The following is a 16,944-nucleotide window of genomic DNA, read 5'->3' as shown; positions in this document are numbered from 1 at the left end:
TAGTCCGTCGCACCGACATCCCCGACCTTCGGCACGGGGTGCCGCGACGACTGCCGACCCGAACGCCGACGGCCGGCCACCCCCGCGAGGGGATGACCGGCCGCCGGCTCGGGTGGCTCAGGCCACGCCGAGGTACGCCTCCTTGACCGACGGGTCGTGCAGCAGGTCCTGACCGGACCCCTCCTTCACGATCCGACCGGTCTCCAGCACGTAACCGCGGTGTGCCCGCGACAGCGCCTGCTGGGCGTTCTGCTCCACCAGCAGGATCGTGGTGCCCTGCTGGTTGATCTCGGTGATGATGTCGAAGATCTGCCGGATCACCAGCGGGGCCAGCCCCATCGACGGCTCGTCGAGCAGCAGCAGCTTCGGTCGGCTCATCAGCGCCCGGCCGACAGCGAGCATCTGCTGCTCACCGCCGGAGAGGGTGCCACCGGCCTGCTTGCGGCGCTCGGCCAGCCGCGGGAAGAGGGTCAGCACCCGGTCCAGGTCGGCGGCGATGCCGGCGGAGTCCCGCCGGGTGTACGCCCCCATGTCCAGGTTCTCCATGACCGTCATACCCGGGAAGATCTGCCGTCCCTCCGGCGACTGGCACAGCCCCCGGACCACCCGCAGGTCGGCCCGGAGCTTGCTGATGTCCTCGCCGTTGAACGTGATCTTCCCGGCGGCCAGCGACCGGGTCCCGGAGATGGCCCGCATGGTGGTGGTCTTGCCGGCGCCGTTCGCGCCGATCAGGGCCACCACCTCACCCTCGTTCACGGTGAGGCTGATCCCGTGCAGCGCCTCGATCCGGCCGTACGCGACGGCGACGTTCTCCAGCTCAAGCAGCGTCATCGGCGGGCTCCCCCAGGTACGCGGCGATCACCTTCGGATCGCGGCTGACCTCCGCGGGCGCACCCTCGGCGATCTTGCGGCCGAACTCCAGCACCACGATCCGGTCGGTGACACCCATGACCAGCCGCATGTCGTGCTCGATGAGCAGGACGGTCAGGCCCATGCCACGGATGTTGCGGATCAGGGTGAGGAGCTCCTCCTTCTCCGCCGGGTTGAAGCCGGCGGCCGGCTCGTCCAGGCAGATCAGCTTCGGCTCGGTGGCCAACGCGCGGGCGATCTCCAACCGACGCTGGTAGCCGTACGGCAGGTTGCGCGCCTCGTCGTTGGCCCGGTCGGCGATGCCGACGAAGCGCAGCAACTCCAGCGCCTTGGCCTCGGCCGCCCGCTCCTCCAGGATGTGCCGGGACAGGCCGAAGACCTTGGCCGCCGACAGCCGCAGCTGCTGCCAGGCCCGGACGATCCCGGACGCGGCGGTGACCTGCGGCAGCTCCTCCGGCTTGGGCCGCACCCGGTAGAGCCGGAACAGCGCACCGGGCACGCTCGTCTTGTGCCGGGAGTCGGTCCCGACCATGACGTTCTCGAGCGCCGTCATCTCCGGGAAGAGCCGGATGTTCTGGAACGTCCGGGAGATGCCCAGCTGGCTGATCTGGTGCGGCTTACGGCCGGTGACCTTCTGGCCACGGAACCGAACCGCGCCGGAGGTCGGCTTGTAGACCCCGGTCATCACGTTGAAGCTGGTGGTCTTGCCAGCCCCGTTCGGCCCGATGAGGCCGAGGATCTCGCCCTCGTAGATCTGAAAATTGATCTTGTCGAGGGCGACCACCCCGCCGAAGCGGAGCGTGACGTCGTCGACTTCGAGCAGCACCGACCGAGGTCCGGCCTGAGCCGGGATCTTCGGCGCGGACGTGCTGGTGGTCTGGTCAGACATGAGCGGGCGCCTCCTCTGCCTCTGCCGCGCGGTCCTTCAACTCGCGGGCACGCCGCCGGCTCGGGATCAGACCCTGTGGACGCAGGATCATCACCAGCACCATGGCCAGACCGAACACCAGCCACCGGTAGTCGGCGAAGTCCCGGAACCGCTCCGGCAGGTACGCCAGCAGCACCGCGCCGAGCGAGACGCCGACCATGTTGCCGGAGCCACCGACGACCACCATCGCCACGAACAGGATGGACAGGTTCGCGTTGAACTGGGTCGGGTCGATGAACGCGTTGCGGCTGCCGAACAGGAAGCCGGACAGGCCACCGAGCGCAGCGCCGATGGCGAACGCCCAGAGCTTGAACTTGAACGGGTAGACGCCCATCACCGCGGCGGCGTCCTCGTCCTCCCGCACCGCCAACCACGCCCGGCCGACCCGGCTGTGCTCCAGCCGCCGGACCAGGAACACCATGATCAGCACGAACGTGATCGCCAACCAGTACCAGGGCTTCGCGTCGATCAGACCGAAGACCTTGTTGTCCGGCGACGGCGCACCCTCAGGGCCGGGGATGGCCGAGATGCCGACCGGGCCGTTGGTCAGACCGGTGGCGTTACGGGCCACGATGCGGATGATCTCGCCGAAGCCCAGCGTCACGATGGCCAGGTAGTCACCGCGCAGCCGCAGCGTCGGCCAGCCCAGCAGCACCCCGGAGATCATCGTCAGCACGATCGCGATGAACAGGCAGATCGCCCAGGTCACCGCCCAGGTCGGCGGCAGGTCGAACTCCTGCTGGATCCACTTCACCACCGGCGAGTTCACCGAACCGAACAGCGCCACGCTGTACGCCCCGATGGCGAAGAAGCCGATGTAGCCCAGGTCGAGCAGGCCGGCGAGGCCGACCACCACGTTCAGACCGATCGCGACCAGCACGTAGATGGCGCAGACGAAGAGCACGCCCGCCCAGTTGTTGCCGCCCTCGATCGAGTCGGTACGCAACCAGGTCAGACCCGGGATGCCGAGCAGGGGCAGGTAGTAGAGGATCGCCACGAAGGCGGCGAGCCCGAGGGCCTGCTGCCACTTCGTCAGCGCCCGCCAGCGGTCGCCGATGGAGGTCAGCATGCCGACCCGGCGGCGGTCTGCGGAGCGAATCTTGTCGATCATGCGCGGGCCCTCCCGAGCGACTCACCCAACAGGCCGGTGGGCCGGAACATCAGCACCACGATCAGCACCACGAAGGCGATGACGTCCTCCCAGTTGGACGCGAAGAGCGTCGCGCCGTAAACCTCGACGATGCCCAGGAAGAGACCACCCAGCAGCGCGCCGCGCAGGTTGCCGATACCACCGAGCACTGCGGCCGTGAACGCCTTCAGACCGAGCACGAAGCCGATGCTGTTCTGGGTGAAGCCGAACCGCATGCTCCACAGCAGGGCGGCGGCGCCGGCCATGATGCCACCGAGCACGAAGATCAGCATGATCACGCGCTCCTGGTTGACGCCCATCAGCGCGGCGGTCTCCGGGTTCTGGGCCACCGCACGCACACCCCGGCCGTACCGGGTGCGGTTGATGAACCAGTCGAGCACCGCCATCATCGCCACGGCCGCCACGAAGACGATCAGCTGGATGTTCGTGATCGCGGTGTTGCCGATGGTGAACAGGGTCTCCTGCTGGATGATCGTCGGCATACCGACGATCTGCCGGGGCCGGCCGAACACATCCGGCAACGCGCCGCCGAGCAACTCGGGCAGCACCTGACCGAACAGCTCCACGAAGACCAGTGACAGACCGATCGCGGTGATCAGGAAGATCAGCGGGGGCGCGTTCTTGCGCCGCAGCGGCCGGTACGCGACCCGTTCGAGCGCCAGGGCCGTACCGCCGGAGGCGACCGCCGCGACGATCAGACCGAGCACCAGGAACAGAATCGCCTGGCCGACCGGCGGGTTATTTTCCACACCGAGCTGGTTCCACAGGATCAGCACCGCGAAGGTACCGACCATGAACACCTCGGAGTGCGCAAAGTTGATAAGGCGAAGGACGCCGTAGACGAGGGTGTAGCCAAGGGCGATCAGGGCATAGATGGCGCCCTTGGAAAGGCCATCGACCGTGTGCTGGCCGAGATGGCCGATCAGTTCATCGAAATGCACCGGGGGTCTCCTTGAATCGAGTGCGGCCGGGGTGAGACACCCCGGCCGCACTCCATTGCGTGGGGCGTCAGCTGAGCTTGAGCTCCTGCAGCGCTTCGATGGCCTCGCCCTTGATCTGGTAGGCCCAGATGACGACCTTGCTCGGGTCGACGTCACCCTTCGAGTCGAACTTGATGTACTTCGACACACCCTGCTTGTCGTACGACTTCACGAACGCCAGGATGTCCGCCCGGCTCTTCTTGCCAGCCTTGAAGGCGTCCAGGTAGATCTGCGCGCCGTCGAAGCCCTCAGCACCGTAGGAGCCCGGCGGGATGCCGTACTCCTTCTGGTAGTCGGCGGAGAAGGTGCCGCCGGCCTTGTCGGCCGGGAGGCACGGGCAGGTGATGATCGCGCCCTCGGCACCGCCGGAGGCACCCTTCGGGAACGCGGTGTCGTAGAGACCGTCCGGGCCGACGAACTTGGCCTGGACACCGGCGGCACGCATCTGCTTCACCAGCGGAGCGGCCTCACGGGTGTAACCGCCGTAGAAGACGAAGTCGGCCTGAGCGGCCTTGATCTTGGAGATGGTGGCGTCGAACTGCGCCTGCCGCTCCTGGATCTTGTCCTTGTTCACGACCAGCGGGCCGAGCTGCTTGCCCAGCTCGTCGGTGATACCGGCACCGTAGGCGCTGGCGTCATCGACCATGAAGACCTTCTGCGCGTTCTGGGTCTTCAGGTAGCTGGCCACGGCGCCGGCCTGCGTGCCGTCGTTGCCGACCACGCGGTAGAAGGACGTGTTGCCCTTCTGGGTCAGGTCGGTGCGGGTCGCCGACGGGCTGACCATCGCCAGGCCGGCGGCCTGGTAGATCGGCATCGTGGCGTCCGACTCACCGGAGAAGTGACCACCGATGACACCGAGGAACGAGTTGTCCCCAGCGATCTGGTTCGCGAACGGGGTCGCCACCGCGGGGTCACCCTGGGTGTCGAACTCCTGCATGGTGACCTTGCAGTCCGGGTTCGCCGCGTTGAACTGCTTCACGGCCAGCTTCGCGCCGTTCAACGACGGGATCACCAGACCCGCGTTGTCGCCGGTGAACGCGCCGAAGATCGCGATCTTGCCACCGCAGTCGCCCGACGCGGTCCCACCGTCGCCGCCACCGGAATCCTGGCAACCAGCCGCGACCACCAGGGTCGCGGCGAGCGCTACGGTGCCCAGCGCCCGTACATAGCTTCGCCTCACGGCTTCCTGACCTCCTCGAGATGCGGACGCGGCTGACCCGAAGCGACGGCGACAGCAGCAGACCCGCAATTCCACCCACCCCGCAGGGACGCCCCCTGCGTTACGGCTCGTGATGGCGGAGCGTACCGACACGACATACCGTCCCGGAAGGCCTGAAGGCGGGGTCTGCGAAACCGTTACGAAGACGTGGGCAATCATGTCGATGTCCGTAACAGGTGAATCCGCCGGACGGTCCTTAAAACCACCCCCGGTCGACATCCAGCAGCACCCGCCCGGCCCGCGCGAACCCGACGAAAAGCCGACTGACCTGCGCAAACGCCCGCACGGGTCAGCTGCCGGGACGAACCGTCACCGCACCGGCGGCGATCACGCGCCCACGCCGGTCGCCGACCACAGCCCGGCCCGGGTGCCGTCGTCCGCCGCCAACCACCACCGGTCACCCACCGCCATCAGCGTCACGTCCCGGTCAACGCCCGCCGGCACATCGAGGGGCATCGTCGCCTCCCGCCACGACCCACCCCGGTCGGTCGACACCCACACCGAGTGCCGTGCCCCATCCGTCACCGCGGCGAACAGACTGCCACCGGACGACACCAGCGAGCCCACCGCCGGCACCCCGGCCCCGCCCCGCCGCCCGAACGCGCCGCCAGCCACCCAGCCCGACGCCTCCTGCCGCCACGCGCCGAACGTCCCCCCGCGCAGCCCGACCGCCACCGGCACGCCGTCGACCAGCACCACCCGCTGCAACTCCTCGTACTCCGGCCCACCCGGCAGCACCGTGCGCCGCCACGACCGCCCGTCCGGCGACGACCACACCGCGGGGTCACGATCGATCCGGCCGGCCGGCAACAGGCCACCCACCGCCAGCCACCCCGACGACGTCGCCACCGCGTCGAACGCCCAGGTCACCCCCGCCGCGTCACTGGCCAGCTCCGGCGCGCCCTCGACCAGCGCGAACTCCGCAGCGGCCGGCGACGCCACCCAGGACGCCGCCCCCGCCGACCGGTTACCGACGATCAACCAACCCGGCGGGCCGGCCGTCAGCCGGGACACGTTCACCGCCGTCGGCCCACCGTACGTCTCGAAGGGCGCCTGCACCTCGACCAGCGCGCCGCCGGCCACCTGCCGCCACGTGCTCACCCGCGGGTAACCGTGCGCACCGCCGACCTTCGCGCCGATCAACGCCACCTGCCCGTCCCGGCAGGCCACCGAGAGGAACACGTTCTGCCGGCCGTAGAAGGAATCCGGACGCACCGGCAGCACGCTCCACGTCGTACCGTCCACGCTGGTCCAGGCCGCCGGGCGGGTGCCACCCTCGGCGTCCACGACACCACCGGCCACGAACCACCGGCCCGCGCACGACGCCGCGTCCCGCACCAGCGGACGGCCCTCGCCACCCGGCGGCGCCGGCAACGTCAGCGGCTGCCAACCCGGCCGCAGCGGCGGCGCCGGGGCCGTCGTCGACCCCGCGCCGCTCGGCGCGGCCGGCCCGTCGCACCCGGCGAGCAGCAGCACGAAGAGGCCGAACACCGCGATCACCCGTCGGACGGACACCCGTCGATGCTAACCAGCAGAGCCCGCACCCGGTGCCCCGGCGCGGCCCGGCGTCGCTAGGACCGCTCAGACGGTCGGCTGCTGCGACACCTCGCCACCGGCGGTCTCCGCGAGGATCCGCTCGGCGACCTCTTTCATGGTCATCCGGTGGTCCATGGCCGTGCGCTGGATCCACTTGAACGCCTGCGGCTCGGTCATCCCGTACGTGGTCATCAGCGCGCCCTTGGCCCGCTCCACCGACTTACGGATCTCCAGGCGGTCGGTCAGGCTCGCGACCTCCGCCTCCAGGGCCGCGACCTCCGAGTAGCGCGACAGCGCGATCTCCACCGCCGGGACCAGGTCGCTCTTCTGGAAGGGCTTCACCAGGTACGCCATCGCGCCCGCCGCCCGCGCCCGCTCCACCAGATCACGCTGGCTGAACGCGGTCAGAATGATCACCGGGGCGATCCGGGCGCCGGCGATGCGCTCGGCGGCGGCCAGCCCGTCCATGATCGGCATCTTGATGTCGAGGATGACGAGATCGGGCTTCAACTCCTCGGCGAGGCGAACGGCTGTCTCACCGTCGCCGGCCTCCCCCACCACCTCGTAACCCTCTTCGACCAGCATCTCGGCGAGGTCCAGCCGGATCAGCGCCTCGTCCTCGGCGATCAGTACGCGCCTGCGCTCGGCATCCGTCGGCGTCTCAGCCACCAGCCCTACCCCCACCAGTCATAAGCCGACACCAACCCGACCGGGTGTCGCCGCCCTCAGCGTAGTAGGTAACCTATGGGAGGCCACCAGAGCATTCGGCCAAGCGTCCCCGTATTCCAACCGGCAGAGAAGCGGAGCTCAAACCTCCGACAGTGTGGGTTCGAATCCCACCGGGGGCACCACGAAAATGTCGTACGGGTGTTCGAGAATTGCATCGTGCATCCACCTGAGATTCGCGCACGAGCACGGCAGATGTTCCTGGCTGGCAGCACGGTTGCCGACACCGCCCGGGCGACCGGATTGCCGTACCGGACGGTCTGGCACTGGTGTAACGATCACCCGGAGGTGCGCCTCCGGGGCACGCAGCTTCGGTGCTTCCGCTGTCGCGACGGTGTCGACAGTCCGACAGACCCCGCCGCCTACGTCTACCTGCTCGGCCTCTACCTGGGCGACGGCCATCTGGCCGTCTCACCGAAAGTGCCGGTTCTTCGGGTCGCCTGCACGGCTATCTATCCAAACCTCGTCGACGCGTGCGAGACGGCCATGCTCTCCGTGCTCGCATCGCGCGTGCAGCGGATCCCCAAACTTGGGTGCGTCTCGGTCGAGAGCAGCGGCATGCACTGGCCGTGTCTGCTCCCCCAGCATGGCCCCGGCAAGAAGCACGAACGTCCGATCATCCTGGCCGACTGGCAGCGGCTTCTCGTCGCCGCCCACCCGGGCGGCTTCCTGCGCGGGCTGTTCCACTCCGACGGCTGCCGCTTCGCCAACCGGGTGACTGTGCGCGGCAAGGTGTACGTCTACCCGCGTTACATGTTCGTCAACGAGTCAGCCGACATCATGGGGCTCTGTCAGTGGGGCCTCGACCTGCTCGGCATCGCCTGGCGGATGAACCGGCGCAACTCGCTGTCGGTGGCGCGGCGAGACGCTGTCGCCGCGCTGGACCGGCACGTGGGCCCGAAGTCCTGATCCCGCCTGCGCGCCGGCGCGGCCGATTCCCGCCATCGCGGTTGGTCCGAACACGGGTCAAGGGCCGCACCGAGAACGCGATCGTGGAGTTGCTGCCCAACGGCTACGCGGCGCGTCCGGGTTTCATCCAGCCGACCTACGGGGCGCTGTCGCGGACCCGGGCGTACCGGATCGGGTACGCGGTGACGCGTCCGCTGTTCCCGGTGCTGCGGGTGGTTCGGGAGGGTTCGCCGACGCGCGTGTTGGGCAACCGGGAGCTTCGCTGACCGGTCAGGCGATCACGTCGAGGGCGTGGGCGAGGTCGGCGCGCAGGTCCTCGGGGTCTTCCAGGCCGACCGAGAGGCGCAGCAGGGCGGCGGCGGGTTTGGCGTCGCCCTCGACCGGCCGGTGGGTGAGCGAGGCCGGGTGCTGGATGAGGGTGTCGACACCGCCGAGCGAGACCGCGTGGGTGATGAGCCGGCAGGCACCGGCGACGGTCGCGGCGGCGGGCGCACCGCCGCGTACCTCGAAGGCGAGCAGGCTGCCGGGTCCGGCCATCTGCCGGCCGACCAGCGCCGCCGGGTCGTGCACCGAGGGGTGGTGCACCCGGTGTACGGCGGGGTGGTCGGCGAGCCAGCCGGCGAGTTTCTCGGCGGTGGCCTGTTGGGCGCGGACCCGCAACGGCAGGGTCTGCAGGCCACGGTGCAGCAGGTAGCCGCCGAGGGGGTGCAGGATCGCACCGGTGACCGCGCGGACCTGGCGTAGGCGCACGGCCCAGGTGTCGTCGCAGGCGACGACGCCGGCGAGGACGTCGCCGTGCCCGCCGATGCTCTTGGTGGCGCTGTGCAGGACGAGGGTGGCGCCGTGGCGGGCGGGCTGTTGCAGGACGGGCGTGGCGACGGTGTTGTCCACCAGCAGTGGGATGTCGCCGGCCGCGGCGGCGAGGGCAGCGATGTCGACCAGGTCGAGGGTGGGGTTGGCGGGTGTCTCGACGATGATCAGTGCGGTGTCGGGGCGGATGGCGGCGGCGACCTCGTCGGGGTGGGCCCAGGTGACTGTGGTGCCGAGCAGGCCGGTGGCGAGGACGTGGTCGGTGCCGCCGTAGAGGGGTCGGACGGCGACGACGTGCCGGCAATCGTCGCGGGCGGCGGCGAGCAGGGTGGCGGTGAGGGCGGCCATTCCGCTGGCGAACGCGACGGCCTGGGCGGTGCCTTCCAGTTCGGCGAGGGCGCTCTCGAAGCGGGCGACGGTGGGGTTCCAGAGCCGCTGGTAGACGGCGCCGCCTTCGGCGGGGAGGGTGCCGCCGGTGGCGAGCTGCTCGTAGGCGTTGCCGCCGTCGTCGACCGAGGGCAGCGGGTTGGTGGTGGACAGGTCGATGGGCGGTACGTGCACGCCGAGGGTGCGGAGGTCGTCGCGGCCGGCGTGCACGGCCCGGGTGTCCATCGGTGTCATGGCGGTAGCGTCGAACATCTGATGCTGTGGCGGCAATAGTTCGGAAAATCATTCTGTGAAGGACTCTTGTTTCGGTAGAGAGTTCGGCAGAGGATGCGGGGATGCCCCCTGAGCCGAATGATGTGCGGCCGTACCCGGCCCTGGACGAGGTGGATCGCGCGATCCTGACCGAGCTGGCGGCGGACGGCCGGCTGCCGAACAACGCGCTCGCCGAGCGGGTGGGCGTGGCGCCGTCGACGTGCCTGACGCGTACCCGGGCGTTGCGTGAGCGCGGTGCGATCCGTGGTTTCCACGCCGAGGTGGATCCGGCGGCGCTCGGTCTGCCGTTGCAGGCGTTGGTGTCGGTGCGGTTGACAGCGCACGAGCGGGCGGCGGTGGACGCGTTCCGGGCCCGGTCGGTGCGGCTGCCGGGGGTGGTGTCGGTGTTCCACGTCGCCGGTGCGGAGGACTACGTGCTGCACGTGCGGGCGGCGTCCGGCGACGCGTTGCGCGACTTCGTCCTGGACCACCTGGCGGTCGACCCGGTGGTGCAGCACACCCAGACCAGTCTCATCTTCGAGCAGGCCCGCGGGATGGGCTGAGCGGCGGGTGAGGTGGCCGACGAAAACCCGGATGTCGGAACAAAGCCGGCCGGTGCCGGGTTGGCTGACCTTGTGATCACCGTACCGTTGTCTGTTCTTGATCTTGCCCCGGTCGCCAAGGGCGCCACCGCTGGCGCGGCCCTGCGGGCCACCACCGAGCTGGCCCGCCGCACCGAGGAGTTGGGCTACCACCGGTTCTGGGTGGCCGAGCACCACAACATGCCGGCGATCGCCAGCTCCGCGCCCGCGGTGCTGCTGGCGCACCTGGCGGCGAACACCTCGACCATCCGGCTGGGCTCGGGTGGCGTGATGCTGCCCAACCACGCGCCGCTGGTGGTGGCCGAGCAGTTCGGCACCCTGGAGGCGCTGCACCCCGGTCGGATCGACCTGGGCATCGGCCGGGCGCCGGGCACCGACCAGATGACCGCGTTGGCGTTGCGGCGCACCATGGAGGGCCTGTCGGCGGAGCACTTCCCCCGGGAGCTTGCGGACCTGATGAACTACTTCAGCGGGGAGAAGCCGGGGCAGATCATCGCCACCCCGGGTCGCGGCGAGCAGCCTGCCGTGTGGCTGCTGGGCTCCAGCGGGTTCAGCGCCCAGCTCGCCGGCCTGCTCGGCCTGCCGTTCTCCTTCGCGCACCACTTCAGCTCGGCGAACACCCTGCCGGCGTTGGCCCTGTACCGGCAGCACTTCCGGCCGTCGCAGTGGCTGGACAAGCCGTACGCGATGGTGGCGGTCAACGCGGTGTGCGCGGACACCGACGAGCGGGCCGAATGGCTGGCCGGGCCGAGCGCCCTGTCGTTCCTGAAGTTGCGCTCCGGGCGGCCGGAGCCGCTGTCGACGCCCGACGAGGCGGCGGCCTACCCGTACACGGAGATCGAGCGGGAGTTCGTGCTGCAACGCCGCGACGGTCAGGCGATGGGCTCGCCGGAGACGGTACGTCGGCAGCTGACCGAGTTGCAGGAGCGCACCGGCGCGGACGAGTTGATGCTGACCACGCTGGTGTACGACGTGCAGGACCGGGTGCGGTCGTACGAGCTGATCGCCGAGCAGGTGGCGGGCGGTCTGCGCCAGGGGGCGTGAAACACGATCTTCACGTCAGCGTCACCCCGCCGACCCGGACGGTGCCTAATGTTGGTTCCGGTGGTGGTACGGCATTCCCGGTCGGGACGGGTTGGGAATGCCGCGGTGTGGCGCACCGGGCCGGAGCTGAGCGGATTCCGCGGCTGCGGCCCGGTGCCTGCCACCCTAGGCGACCCCGGTCGGGACCGCCAGGGTTCGCATCACCGTAGGTGGATGTCCGGCGTCGGTGGGGTGCCCATTCCGTTGCCGATGAAGAACCCCGGGTGCGGCGGTTGGTTGTAGGCGGTGTTCTGCCACGCGATGGCCACCCGGTACTGCGGGTCGTGCATCAGGGTGTAGATCCGGGTGCTGGTCGGGGTGGGTGTGCTGTAGATGCGCAACGCCCGGCTGTCGGTGGTCCGCCAGATCACCTCCTCCCGCCAGTCGCCCAGGATGTCGCCGGAGAGCGCCGGGGTGGCCTTGGTGCCGTTGTTGGACGCCACCCCGCTGCCGTCGAGCAGCCGGGTCTCGCCGCCGGTGCCGTACTTGTCGATCCTCGTGCCGTCCAGCAGTTCCCGGACCGGGTCGGCGTCCCACCAGGCGAGGAAGTTCGCCGAGGACGGCTTGCGGCCGACGTTCTGCCCTCTGGTGTTGGCCAGTCCGGCGACCGCTGACGACCACGACTCCGCGCCGGGGCTGCCCGCCCAGATGTCCGCGGAGACACCCCGACCGTTGTCGCCGGACGCCGGCGTGGACCAGAGGACCTGACCGGTACGGGCGTCGGCGAAGTAGGAACTGGGCTTGTTGCCGTCCTCGTCGACCTTGAACACCTCCAGGCCGGCGCGGCCCGGGTCGAGGTCCCCGACGTGCAGCGCGTCGCCGTGGCCGTTGCCGGTGGAGTGCAGCAGCCGGCCGTTGTCGTCGATGGTGGCGGCCCCGTACACGATCTCCTGGCGGCCGTCGGCGTCGACGTCGGCGACGGAGAGTTGGTGGTTGCCCTGACCGGCGGCGGCGCCGTTGCCGGAGGAGTTCGAGTCGAACGTCCAGCGCCTGGTCAGCGTGCCGTTGCGGAAGTCCCAGGCCGCGATGACCGCGCGGGTGTAGTAGCCCCGGGCCATGATCAGCGACGGGCGCTGCCCGTCCAGGTACGCGGTGCCGGCGAGGAACCGGTCCACCCGGTTGCCGTACGAGTCACCCCAGGACGACACCGTGCCGCGCGGAGGGTCGTAGTTCACGGTGGAGGCGATCGCGCCGGTCTGACCGTTGAACATGGTCAGGTACTCCGGGCCGGACAGCACGTAGCCGCTGGAGTTGCGGTAGTCCGCCGACGACGAGCCGATGAGCTGACCGGTGCCGGAGCGGGTGCCGTCGGCGGTCTTCATGGCCACCTCGGCGCGGCCGTCGCCGTCGTAGTCGTACACCTGGAACTGGGTGTAGTGGGCGCCGGCCCGGATGTTGCGGCCCAGGTCGATGCGCCACAACCGGGTGCCGGTGAGTGTGTACGCGTCGACGTAGACGTTGCCGGTGTAGCCGGACTGGGAGTTGTCCTTGGCGTTCGACGGCTCCCACTTGAGCACGATCTCGTAGCTGCCGTCGCCGTTGAGGTCACCGACGGAGGCGTCGCTGGCGCTGTAGGAGTAGCTCTCCCCGCTCGGGGTGCTGCCCCCGGCCGGGACCTGCAACGGCACGTCCAGGTAGCCCGCGCCGAACTGCAACGCCGGTGCCGACGCCGCCTGCTCGGCGCCACCCACCACCGCTCGCACGGTGTACGCCGACCCTGCCGCCGCGCCGCTGTCGAGGTGGTTGGTGGCGCCGGTGATGGGGCTGGCGTTGACCCTGGTGGATCCCCGGTAGAGGTTGAACGCCACCCCGGAGGTCTCGGTGCCGAGCAGCCGCCAGGAGACCAGGTTGCCGCCGCCGGAGCGGACGCTGATCAACCCTCGGTCCAGGTTCTCCATCTGCACCACCCCGGCCGCCGGCGGAGGCGTGGTCGGTGGCGGGGTGGTCGGGGGCGGGGTGGTCGGCTCGCCGGTGGGTGGGGCGCCGGTGCAGGTGGTGCCGTTGAGCGCGAAGCTGCCCGGCACCGGGTTGCTGCCGGTCCAGGAACCGTTGAAACCGAACGAGGCGCTGCCGTTGGTGGCGATGGCGGCGTTGTGGTCGACGTTGCGCGCGGTGACCTGGGCACCGGACTGGGTGACCGTGGCGTTCCACGCCTGGGTGACCTGCTGGCCCGCCGGGTACGACCAGGTGACGGCCCACCCGCTGACCGGGTCGCCGAGGTTGGTGACGGTGACGTTGGCGCCGAAGCCGCCCTGCCACTGGTTGGTGATCTGATAGTCGACCCGGCAGCCGACGGCGGCGGCCGAGGCGACGACCGTGCCGAGGGTGCCGGCCACGACGGTGGCCGCCGTGGTGGCGGCGAGCAGGATCAGCCGATGTCTGGACGGGTGCATGCACTGCCTCCGGGGATCCGGTGGTGATCGCTGCGGCACACCGGCCCTGCCCGGGGAAGCACGGTGGACCAACCCCACCGCGACGGCGGCGGACGGCGATCTGATCGGGGGTGAAACGCCCTGGAACTCACGGATCCGACTCACCGCGATCGTAGGGCAAGCGCTTTCCGACACGCAACATCGACGTCTGTCGCTCACTTTGCATCGAGCTTCCGGTCTTGCCCGGACGATCGATGCCTGGTCAACTCGTGCCGGTGAACCCTCACCACATGGACCCCGCCGAATTCCGTCGCGCCGGGCACGCCGTCGTCGACTGGATCGCCGACTACTGGGCGACAGTGGAGCAACGACCGGTCGCGCCGACCGCTCCCCCGGGCACCGTGGCCGCCGCCCTGCCCGGCGCGCCGCCCACCACCGGCGGCGAACCGGTCGAGGCGGTCCTCGCCGACCTGGACTCGATCGTCGTACCCGGGCTGACCCACTGGCAGCACCCGAGCTTCTTCGGCTACTTCCCGGCCAACACCTCCGGCCCGAGCGTGCTCGGCGACCTGGTCAGCGCCGGGCTCGGCGTCCAGGGCATGCTCTGGGCCACCAGCCCGGCCTGCACCGAACTGGAGACGGTGATGATGGACTGGCTGGCCCACCTGATGGACCTGCCACAACGGTTCCACTCGACCGGCACCGGCGGTGGGGTCATCCAGGACTCGGCCTCGTCGGCGACGCTGGTGGCCACCCTGGCCGCGCTGCACCGCGCCAGCGACGGCCGGTGGCGTCACGCCGGCATCGACCGGCGCTACCGCGCCTACACCTCCGTGCACGGGCACTCGTCCATCGAGAAGGCCGCACGGATCGCCGGGCTGGGCGACGACGGCGTCCGGTCGATCGCCGTCGACCCGGACAGCCAGGCGATGCTGCCGGGCGCGCTGCGCACCGCGATCGAGGCCGACCTGGCCGCCGGTGACGTACCGGCCATCGTGGTGGCCACCATCGGCACCACCTCCACCACCGCCATCGACCCGCTGCCCGAGATCGGGGCCATCTGCGCCGAGTACGGCATCTGGCTGCACGTGGACGCCGCGTACGCGGGCGCCGCCGCCGTCTGCCCCGAGCTGCGGTGGTCGCACGCCGGGCTGGAGTACGCCGACTCCTACTGCTTCGACCCGCACAAGTGGCTGCTCACCGGCTTCGACTGCGACGCGTTCTGGGTGGCCGACCGGGCGGCGCTGATCGAGGCGCTGACCGTACTGCCGGAGTTCCTGCGCAACGCGGCCTCCGAGTCCGGCGCGGTGATCGACTACCGGGACTGGCAGGTGCCGCTGGGCCGACGGTTCCGAGCCCTCAAGCTGTGGTTCGTGCTGCGCTGGTACGGCGTCGAGGGGCTGCGGGCGCACATCCGCTCCGGGGTGGCGCTGGCCGAGCGGTTCGCCGAGCGGGTCCGCGCCGACGACCGGTTCGAGGTGGCCGCCGCGCACCCGTTCTCACTGGTCTGCTTCCGGCTGCGCGCCGACGACGACACCAACGCGGCGTTGCTGGCCTCGGCGAACGCCACCGGACAGGTGCACCTGACGCACACCCGGGTCGCCGGCCGGTACACGCTGCGGCTGGCCATCGGCTCCCCGCAGACCACCGAAACGCACGTCGACGACGCCTGGACCCTGCTCGCCACCACGGCCACAGACCTACTCGCCCCCTGACCCACCCCGCGCCCCCGCCCGCGCCCCGCCGCCCCGCGCCACGCCGCCCCACGCCACGCCGCCCCACGCCCAAGATCCACGCAACATCAGGGATGTTGCTGCCTCAGACGCGCGTGAAGCAGCAACATCCCTGATGTTGCGCGGATCTTGCGGAGGTGCGCCCGACGCGGGACGGTCGCGACCGTGGACGGCGCCTTACCGGCGGGCGAGGCGGCGGGCGGGGAAGCCAACGGGCGGCGAGCTCGCAGGCGAGCAGGCGGCGGGGGCGGAGGCGGGCGGGAGGCCAGCAGGCGGCGGGGGCGGAGGCGAGCAGGCGACGGGCGCGGGTGGAGGCGGGGTTCAGCGTGGATTGGGCGTACCCGTCGGGGTCGATTCGGCTGGGGCGCCGGCGGCAGCGACGCCGACGAGGGCGACCGGGGCGGGGGCGGCTGAGATGTCCGCAGCTTCGACGGCCTCGGCATGCGCGCGTCGGGTTCGGCGCAGGGCCCGCACGGCGAGCACCAGGGCGGCGAGCCAACCGGCAGCCAGCAGGGCGTACGTGATGGGGCGGACCGGGCCGCCGATCTCGGCGGAGCGGATCAGGGTGCGGGCGTTGGTCAGCACGATCACACCGCCGACCGCCGCGCCGAGCAGTTGGGCGGGCACGATCCGGACCAGCCAGGCGGCAACCGGGGCGGCGATGAGCCCGCCGACCAGCAGCGCGGCGACGGTGGGGAGCAGGAACCCCTCGGAGCCCAGCCCGATCAGGAAACCGATGCTGGCAGCTCCGGCCACGACGAACTCGGCGGTGTCCACCGAGCCGATCACCTTGCGGGGTTCCATCCGGCCGGAGACCAGCAGCGCGGGGGTGGCCACCGGGCCCCACCCGCCACCGCCTGTCGCGTCGACGAAGCCCGCGATCAGGCCCAGGGGGCCGAGGAAGCGACCGCGGATCCGGCCGCCGGCCCGCCCGGTGCGCAACGGGCGGGAGAAGCGGACCAGCAGGTACGCGCCGAGGGTGAAGAGGATGCCGGCCATCCACGGCGCGGCGGCCTCGGTGGAGATGTTGCTGAGCACTGTGGCACCGGCGAAGGCACCGATCGCGCCGGGCAGGGCGATACGGGTCACCACCCGCCAGTCGACGTTGCCGAACCGCCAGTGCGCGACCCCGGCGGCGAGCGTGGTGCCGATCTCGGCCAGGTGCACGGACGCCGAGGCGGCGGCCGGGGCGACCCCGGCGACCAGGAGCAGCGTGGACGAGGTCAACCCGTACGCCATGCCGAGCGAGCCATCGATCAACTGCGCGACGAGCCCGACCAGAGCAAGGACCAACAGCTTGCGCACGAGCGCCCCCTGACTTTTCGGCATCTCCTATCGACTTGGTCGACAATGCGGGATGGGGCAGCCAGGGTCAAGCCCCCGATCG

15 protein-coding genes and 1 tRNA gene are annotated in these 16,944 nt (G+C 70.6%); 6 read left to right on the top strand and 10 right to left on the bottom strand.

Going from position 1 to position 16,944, the window contains the following annotated elements; all coding sequences use genetic code 11:
- Positions 1 to 117: 117 nt before the first annotated feature.
- From QCZ28_RS19475 to QCZ28_RS19445, 7 genes are all read right to left on the bottom strand, one after another.
- Complete coding sequence (locus QCZ28_RS19475) at positions 118 to 831, bottom strand: ABC transporter ATP-binding protein (protein WP_030334337.1); 714 nt, start codon at positions 829 to 831, stop codon at positions 118 to 120.
- Positions 818 to 1,759 carry an ABC transporter ATP-binding protein gene (locus QCZ28_RS19470; protein WP_279517995.1) on the bottom strand — a complete coding sequence of 314 codons (942 nt, stop codon included), beginning with the start codon at positions 1,757 to 1,759 and terminating at the stop codon, positions 818 to 820. Before QCZ28_RS19470 ends, QCZ28_RS19475 begins: the two co-directional genes overlap by 14 nt.
- Positions 1,752 to 2,909: a branched-chain amino acid ABC transporter permease gene (locus tag QCZ28_RS19465; RefSeq protein WP_279517994.1), complete on the bottom strand. Its 1,158-nt coding sequence runs from the start codon at positions 2,907 to 2,909 to the stop codon at positions 1,752 to 1,754. The genes QCZ28_RS19470 and QCZ28_RS19465 overlap by 8 nt, the downstream gene beginning before the upstream one ends.
- Positions 2,906 to 3,889, bottom strand: a complete 984-nt coding sequence (locus QCZ28_RS19460; protein ID WP_279517993.1) for a branched-chain amino acid ABC transporter permease — start codon at positions 3,887 to 3,889, stop codon at positions 2,906 to 2,908. The genes QCZ28_RS19465 and QCZ28_RS19460 overlap by 4 nt, the downstream gene beginning before the upstream one ends.
- Positions 3,890 to 3,956: 67 nt before the next feature.
- Positions 3,957 to 5,108 (bottom strand): branched-chain amino acid ABC transporter substrate-binding protein, encoded by a 1,152-nt coding sequence (locus QCZ28_RS19455; protein WP_279517992.1) that lies wholly within the window; start codon positions 5,106 to 5,108, stop codon positions 3,957 to 3,959.
- Between the two features lie 366 nt (positions 5,109 to 5,474).
- Positions 5,475 to 6,662, bottom strand: a complete 1,188-nt coding sequence (locus QCZ28_RS19450; RefSeq protein ID WP_279517991.1) for a hypothetical protein — start codon at positions 6,660 to 6,662, stop codon at positions 5,475 to 5,477.
- A gap of 66 nt (positions 6,663 to 6,728) precedes the next feature.
- The gene (locus QCZ28_RS19445; RefSeq protein WP_238680276.1) at positions 6,729 to 7,352 is read right to left on the bottom strand and encodes a response regulator; all 624 of its coding nucleotides are present in this window, start codon (positions 7,350 to 7,352) and stop codon (positions 6,729 to 6,731) included.
- A 105-nt stretch (positions 7,353 to 7,457) separates the two neighbouring features.
- On the opposite strand from QCZ28_RS19445, the gene QCZ28_RS19440 reads away from it, so the two are divergent.
- The 3 genes from QCZ28_RS19440 to QCZ28_RS19430 all read left to right on the top strand — a co-directional run bounded on the left by QCZ28_RS19440 (position 7,458) and on the right by QCZ28_RS19430 (position 8,584).
- Positions 7,458 to 7,534, top strand: a tRNA-Leu gene (locus QCZ28_RS19440).
- A gap of 34 nt (positions 7,535 to 7,568) precedes the next feature.
- Complete coding sequence (locus tag QCZ28_RS19435; protein WP_279517990.1) at positions 7,569 to 8,318, top strand: transcriptional regulator; 750 nt, start codon at positions 7,569 to 7,571, stop codon at positions 8,316 to 8,318.
- 41 nt (positions 8,319 to 8,359) lie between these two features.
- Positions 8,360 to 8,584, top strand: coding sequence for a hypothetical protein (locus tag QCZ28_RS19430; RefSeq protein ID WP_279517989.1), 225 nt, complete (start codon positions 8,360 to 8,362; stop codon positions 8,582 to 8,584).
- 4 nt (positions 8,585 to 8,588) lie between these two features.
- Here QCZ28_RS19430 and QCZ28_RS19425 read toward each other — a convergent pair whose 3' ends face one another.
- Positions 8,589 to 9,767 carry an aminotransferase class I/II-fold pyridoxal phosphate-dependent enzyme gene (locus tag QCZ28_RS19425; protein ID WP_279517988.1) on the bottom strand — a complete coding sequence of 393 codons (1,179 nt, stop codon included), beginning with the start codon at positions 9,765 to 9,767 and terminating at the stop codon, positions 8,589 to 8,591.
- 83 nt (positions 9,768 to 9,850) lie between these two features.
- Between QCZ28_RS19425 and QCZ28_RS19420 the strand changes: the two genes are divergently transcribed.
- Both QCZ28_RS19420 and QCZ28_RS19415 read left to right on the top strand, forming a co-directional pair.
- Positions 9,851 to 10,330 carry an Lrp/AsnC family transcriptional regulator gene (locus QCZ28_RS19420; RefSeq protein ID WP_030334356.1) on the top strand — a complete coding sequence of 160 codons (480 nt, stop codon included), beginning with the start codon at positions 9,851 to 9,853 and terminating at the stop codon, positions 10,328 to 10,330.
- Between the two features lie 60 nt (positions 10,331 to 10,390).
- The gene (locus tag QCZ28_RS19415; RefSeq protein ID WP_279517987.1) at positions 10,391 to 11,413 is read left to right on the top strand and encodes an LLM class flavin-dependent oxidoreductase; all 1,023 of its coding nucleotides are present in this window, start codon (positions 10,391 to 10,393) and stop codon (positions 11,411 to 11,413) included.
- Between the two features lie 200 nt (positions 11,414 to 11,613).
- Here the strand turns inward: QCZ28_RS19415 and QCZ28_RS19410 are convergent, their stop codons facing one another.
- On the bottom strand, positions 11,614 to 13,845 hold the full coding sequence (locus QCZ28_RS19410; protein WP_279517986.1) for a cellulose binding domain-containing protein: 2,232 nt from the start codon (positions 13,843 to 13,845) through the stop codon (positions 11,614 to 11,616).
- Positions 13,846 to 14,114: 269 nt separating this feature from the next.
- Here QCZ28_RS19410 and QCZ28_RS19405 point away from each other — a divergent pair, with 269 nt between their 5' ends.
- On the top strand, positions 14,115 to 15,539 hold the full coding sequence (locus tag QCZ28_RS19405) for a pyridoxal-dependent decarboxylase (protein ID WP_279517985.1): 1,425 nt from the start codon (positions 14,115 to 14,117) through the stop codon (positions 15,537 to 15,539).
- Between the two features lie 339 nt (positions 15,540 to 15,878).
- Here QCZ28_RS19405 and QCZ28_RS19400 read toward each other — a convergent pair whose 3' ends face one another.
- On the bottom strand, positions 15,879 to 16,862 hold the full coding sequence (locus QCZ28_RS19400) for a sulfite exporter TauE/SafE family protein (RefSeq protein WP_279517984.1): 984 nt from the start codon (positions 16,860 to 16,862) through the stop codon (positions 15,879 to 15,881).
- Positions 16,863 to 16,944 lie beyond the last annotated feature (82 nt).

Source organism: Micromonospora sp. DH14 (genome assembly GCF_029809455.1).
Lineage (GTDB): Bacteria > Actinomycetota > Actinomycetes > Mycobacteriales > Micromonosporaceae > Micromonospora > Micromonospora parva.
Note: the sequence above shows the minus strand (reverse complement) of the source record. Positions and strands in the feature narration are given on the sequence as shown.

Coding starts and splice junctions, on each gene's coding strand:
- QCZ28_RS19470 (WP_279517995.1), bottom strand. CDS start 1,759: ATGTCTGACCAGACCACCAGCACGTCCGCGCCGAAGATCCCGGCTCAG.
- QCZ28_RS19405 (WP_279517985.1), top strand. CDS start 14,115: ATGGACCCCGCCGAATTCCGTCGCGCCGGGCACGCCGTCGTCGACTGG.
- QCZ28_RS19425 (WP_279517988.1), bottom strand. CDS start 9,767: ATGTTCGACGCTACCGCCATGACACCGATGGACACCCGGGCCGTGCAC.
- QCZ28_RS19420 (WP_030334356.1), top strand. CDS start 9,851: ATGCCCCCTGAGCCGAATGATGTGCGGCCGTACCCGGCCCTGGACGAG.
- QCZ28_RS19465 (WP_279517994.1), bottom strand. CDS start 2,909: ATGATCGACAAGATTCGCTCCGCAGACCGCCGCCGGGTCGGCATGCTG.
- QCZ28_RS19475 (WP_030334337.1), bottom strand. CDS start 831: ATGACGCTGCTTGAGCTGGAGAACGTCGCCGTCGCGTACGGCCGGATC.
- QCZ28_RS19410 (WP_279517986.1), bottom strand. CDS start 13,845: ATGCACCCGTCCAGACATCGGCTGATCCTGCTCGCCGCCACCACGGCG.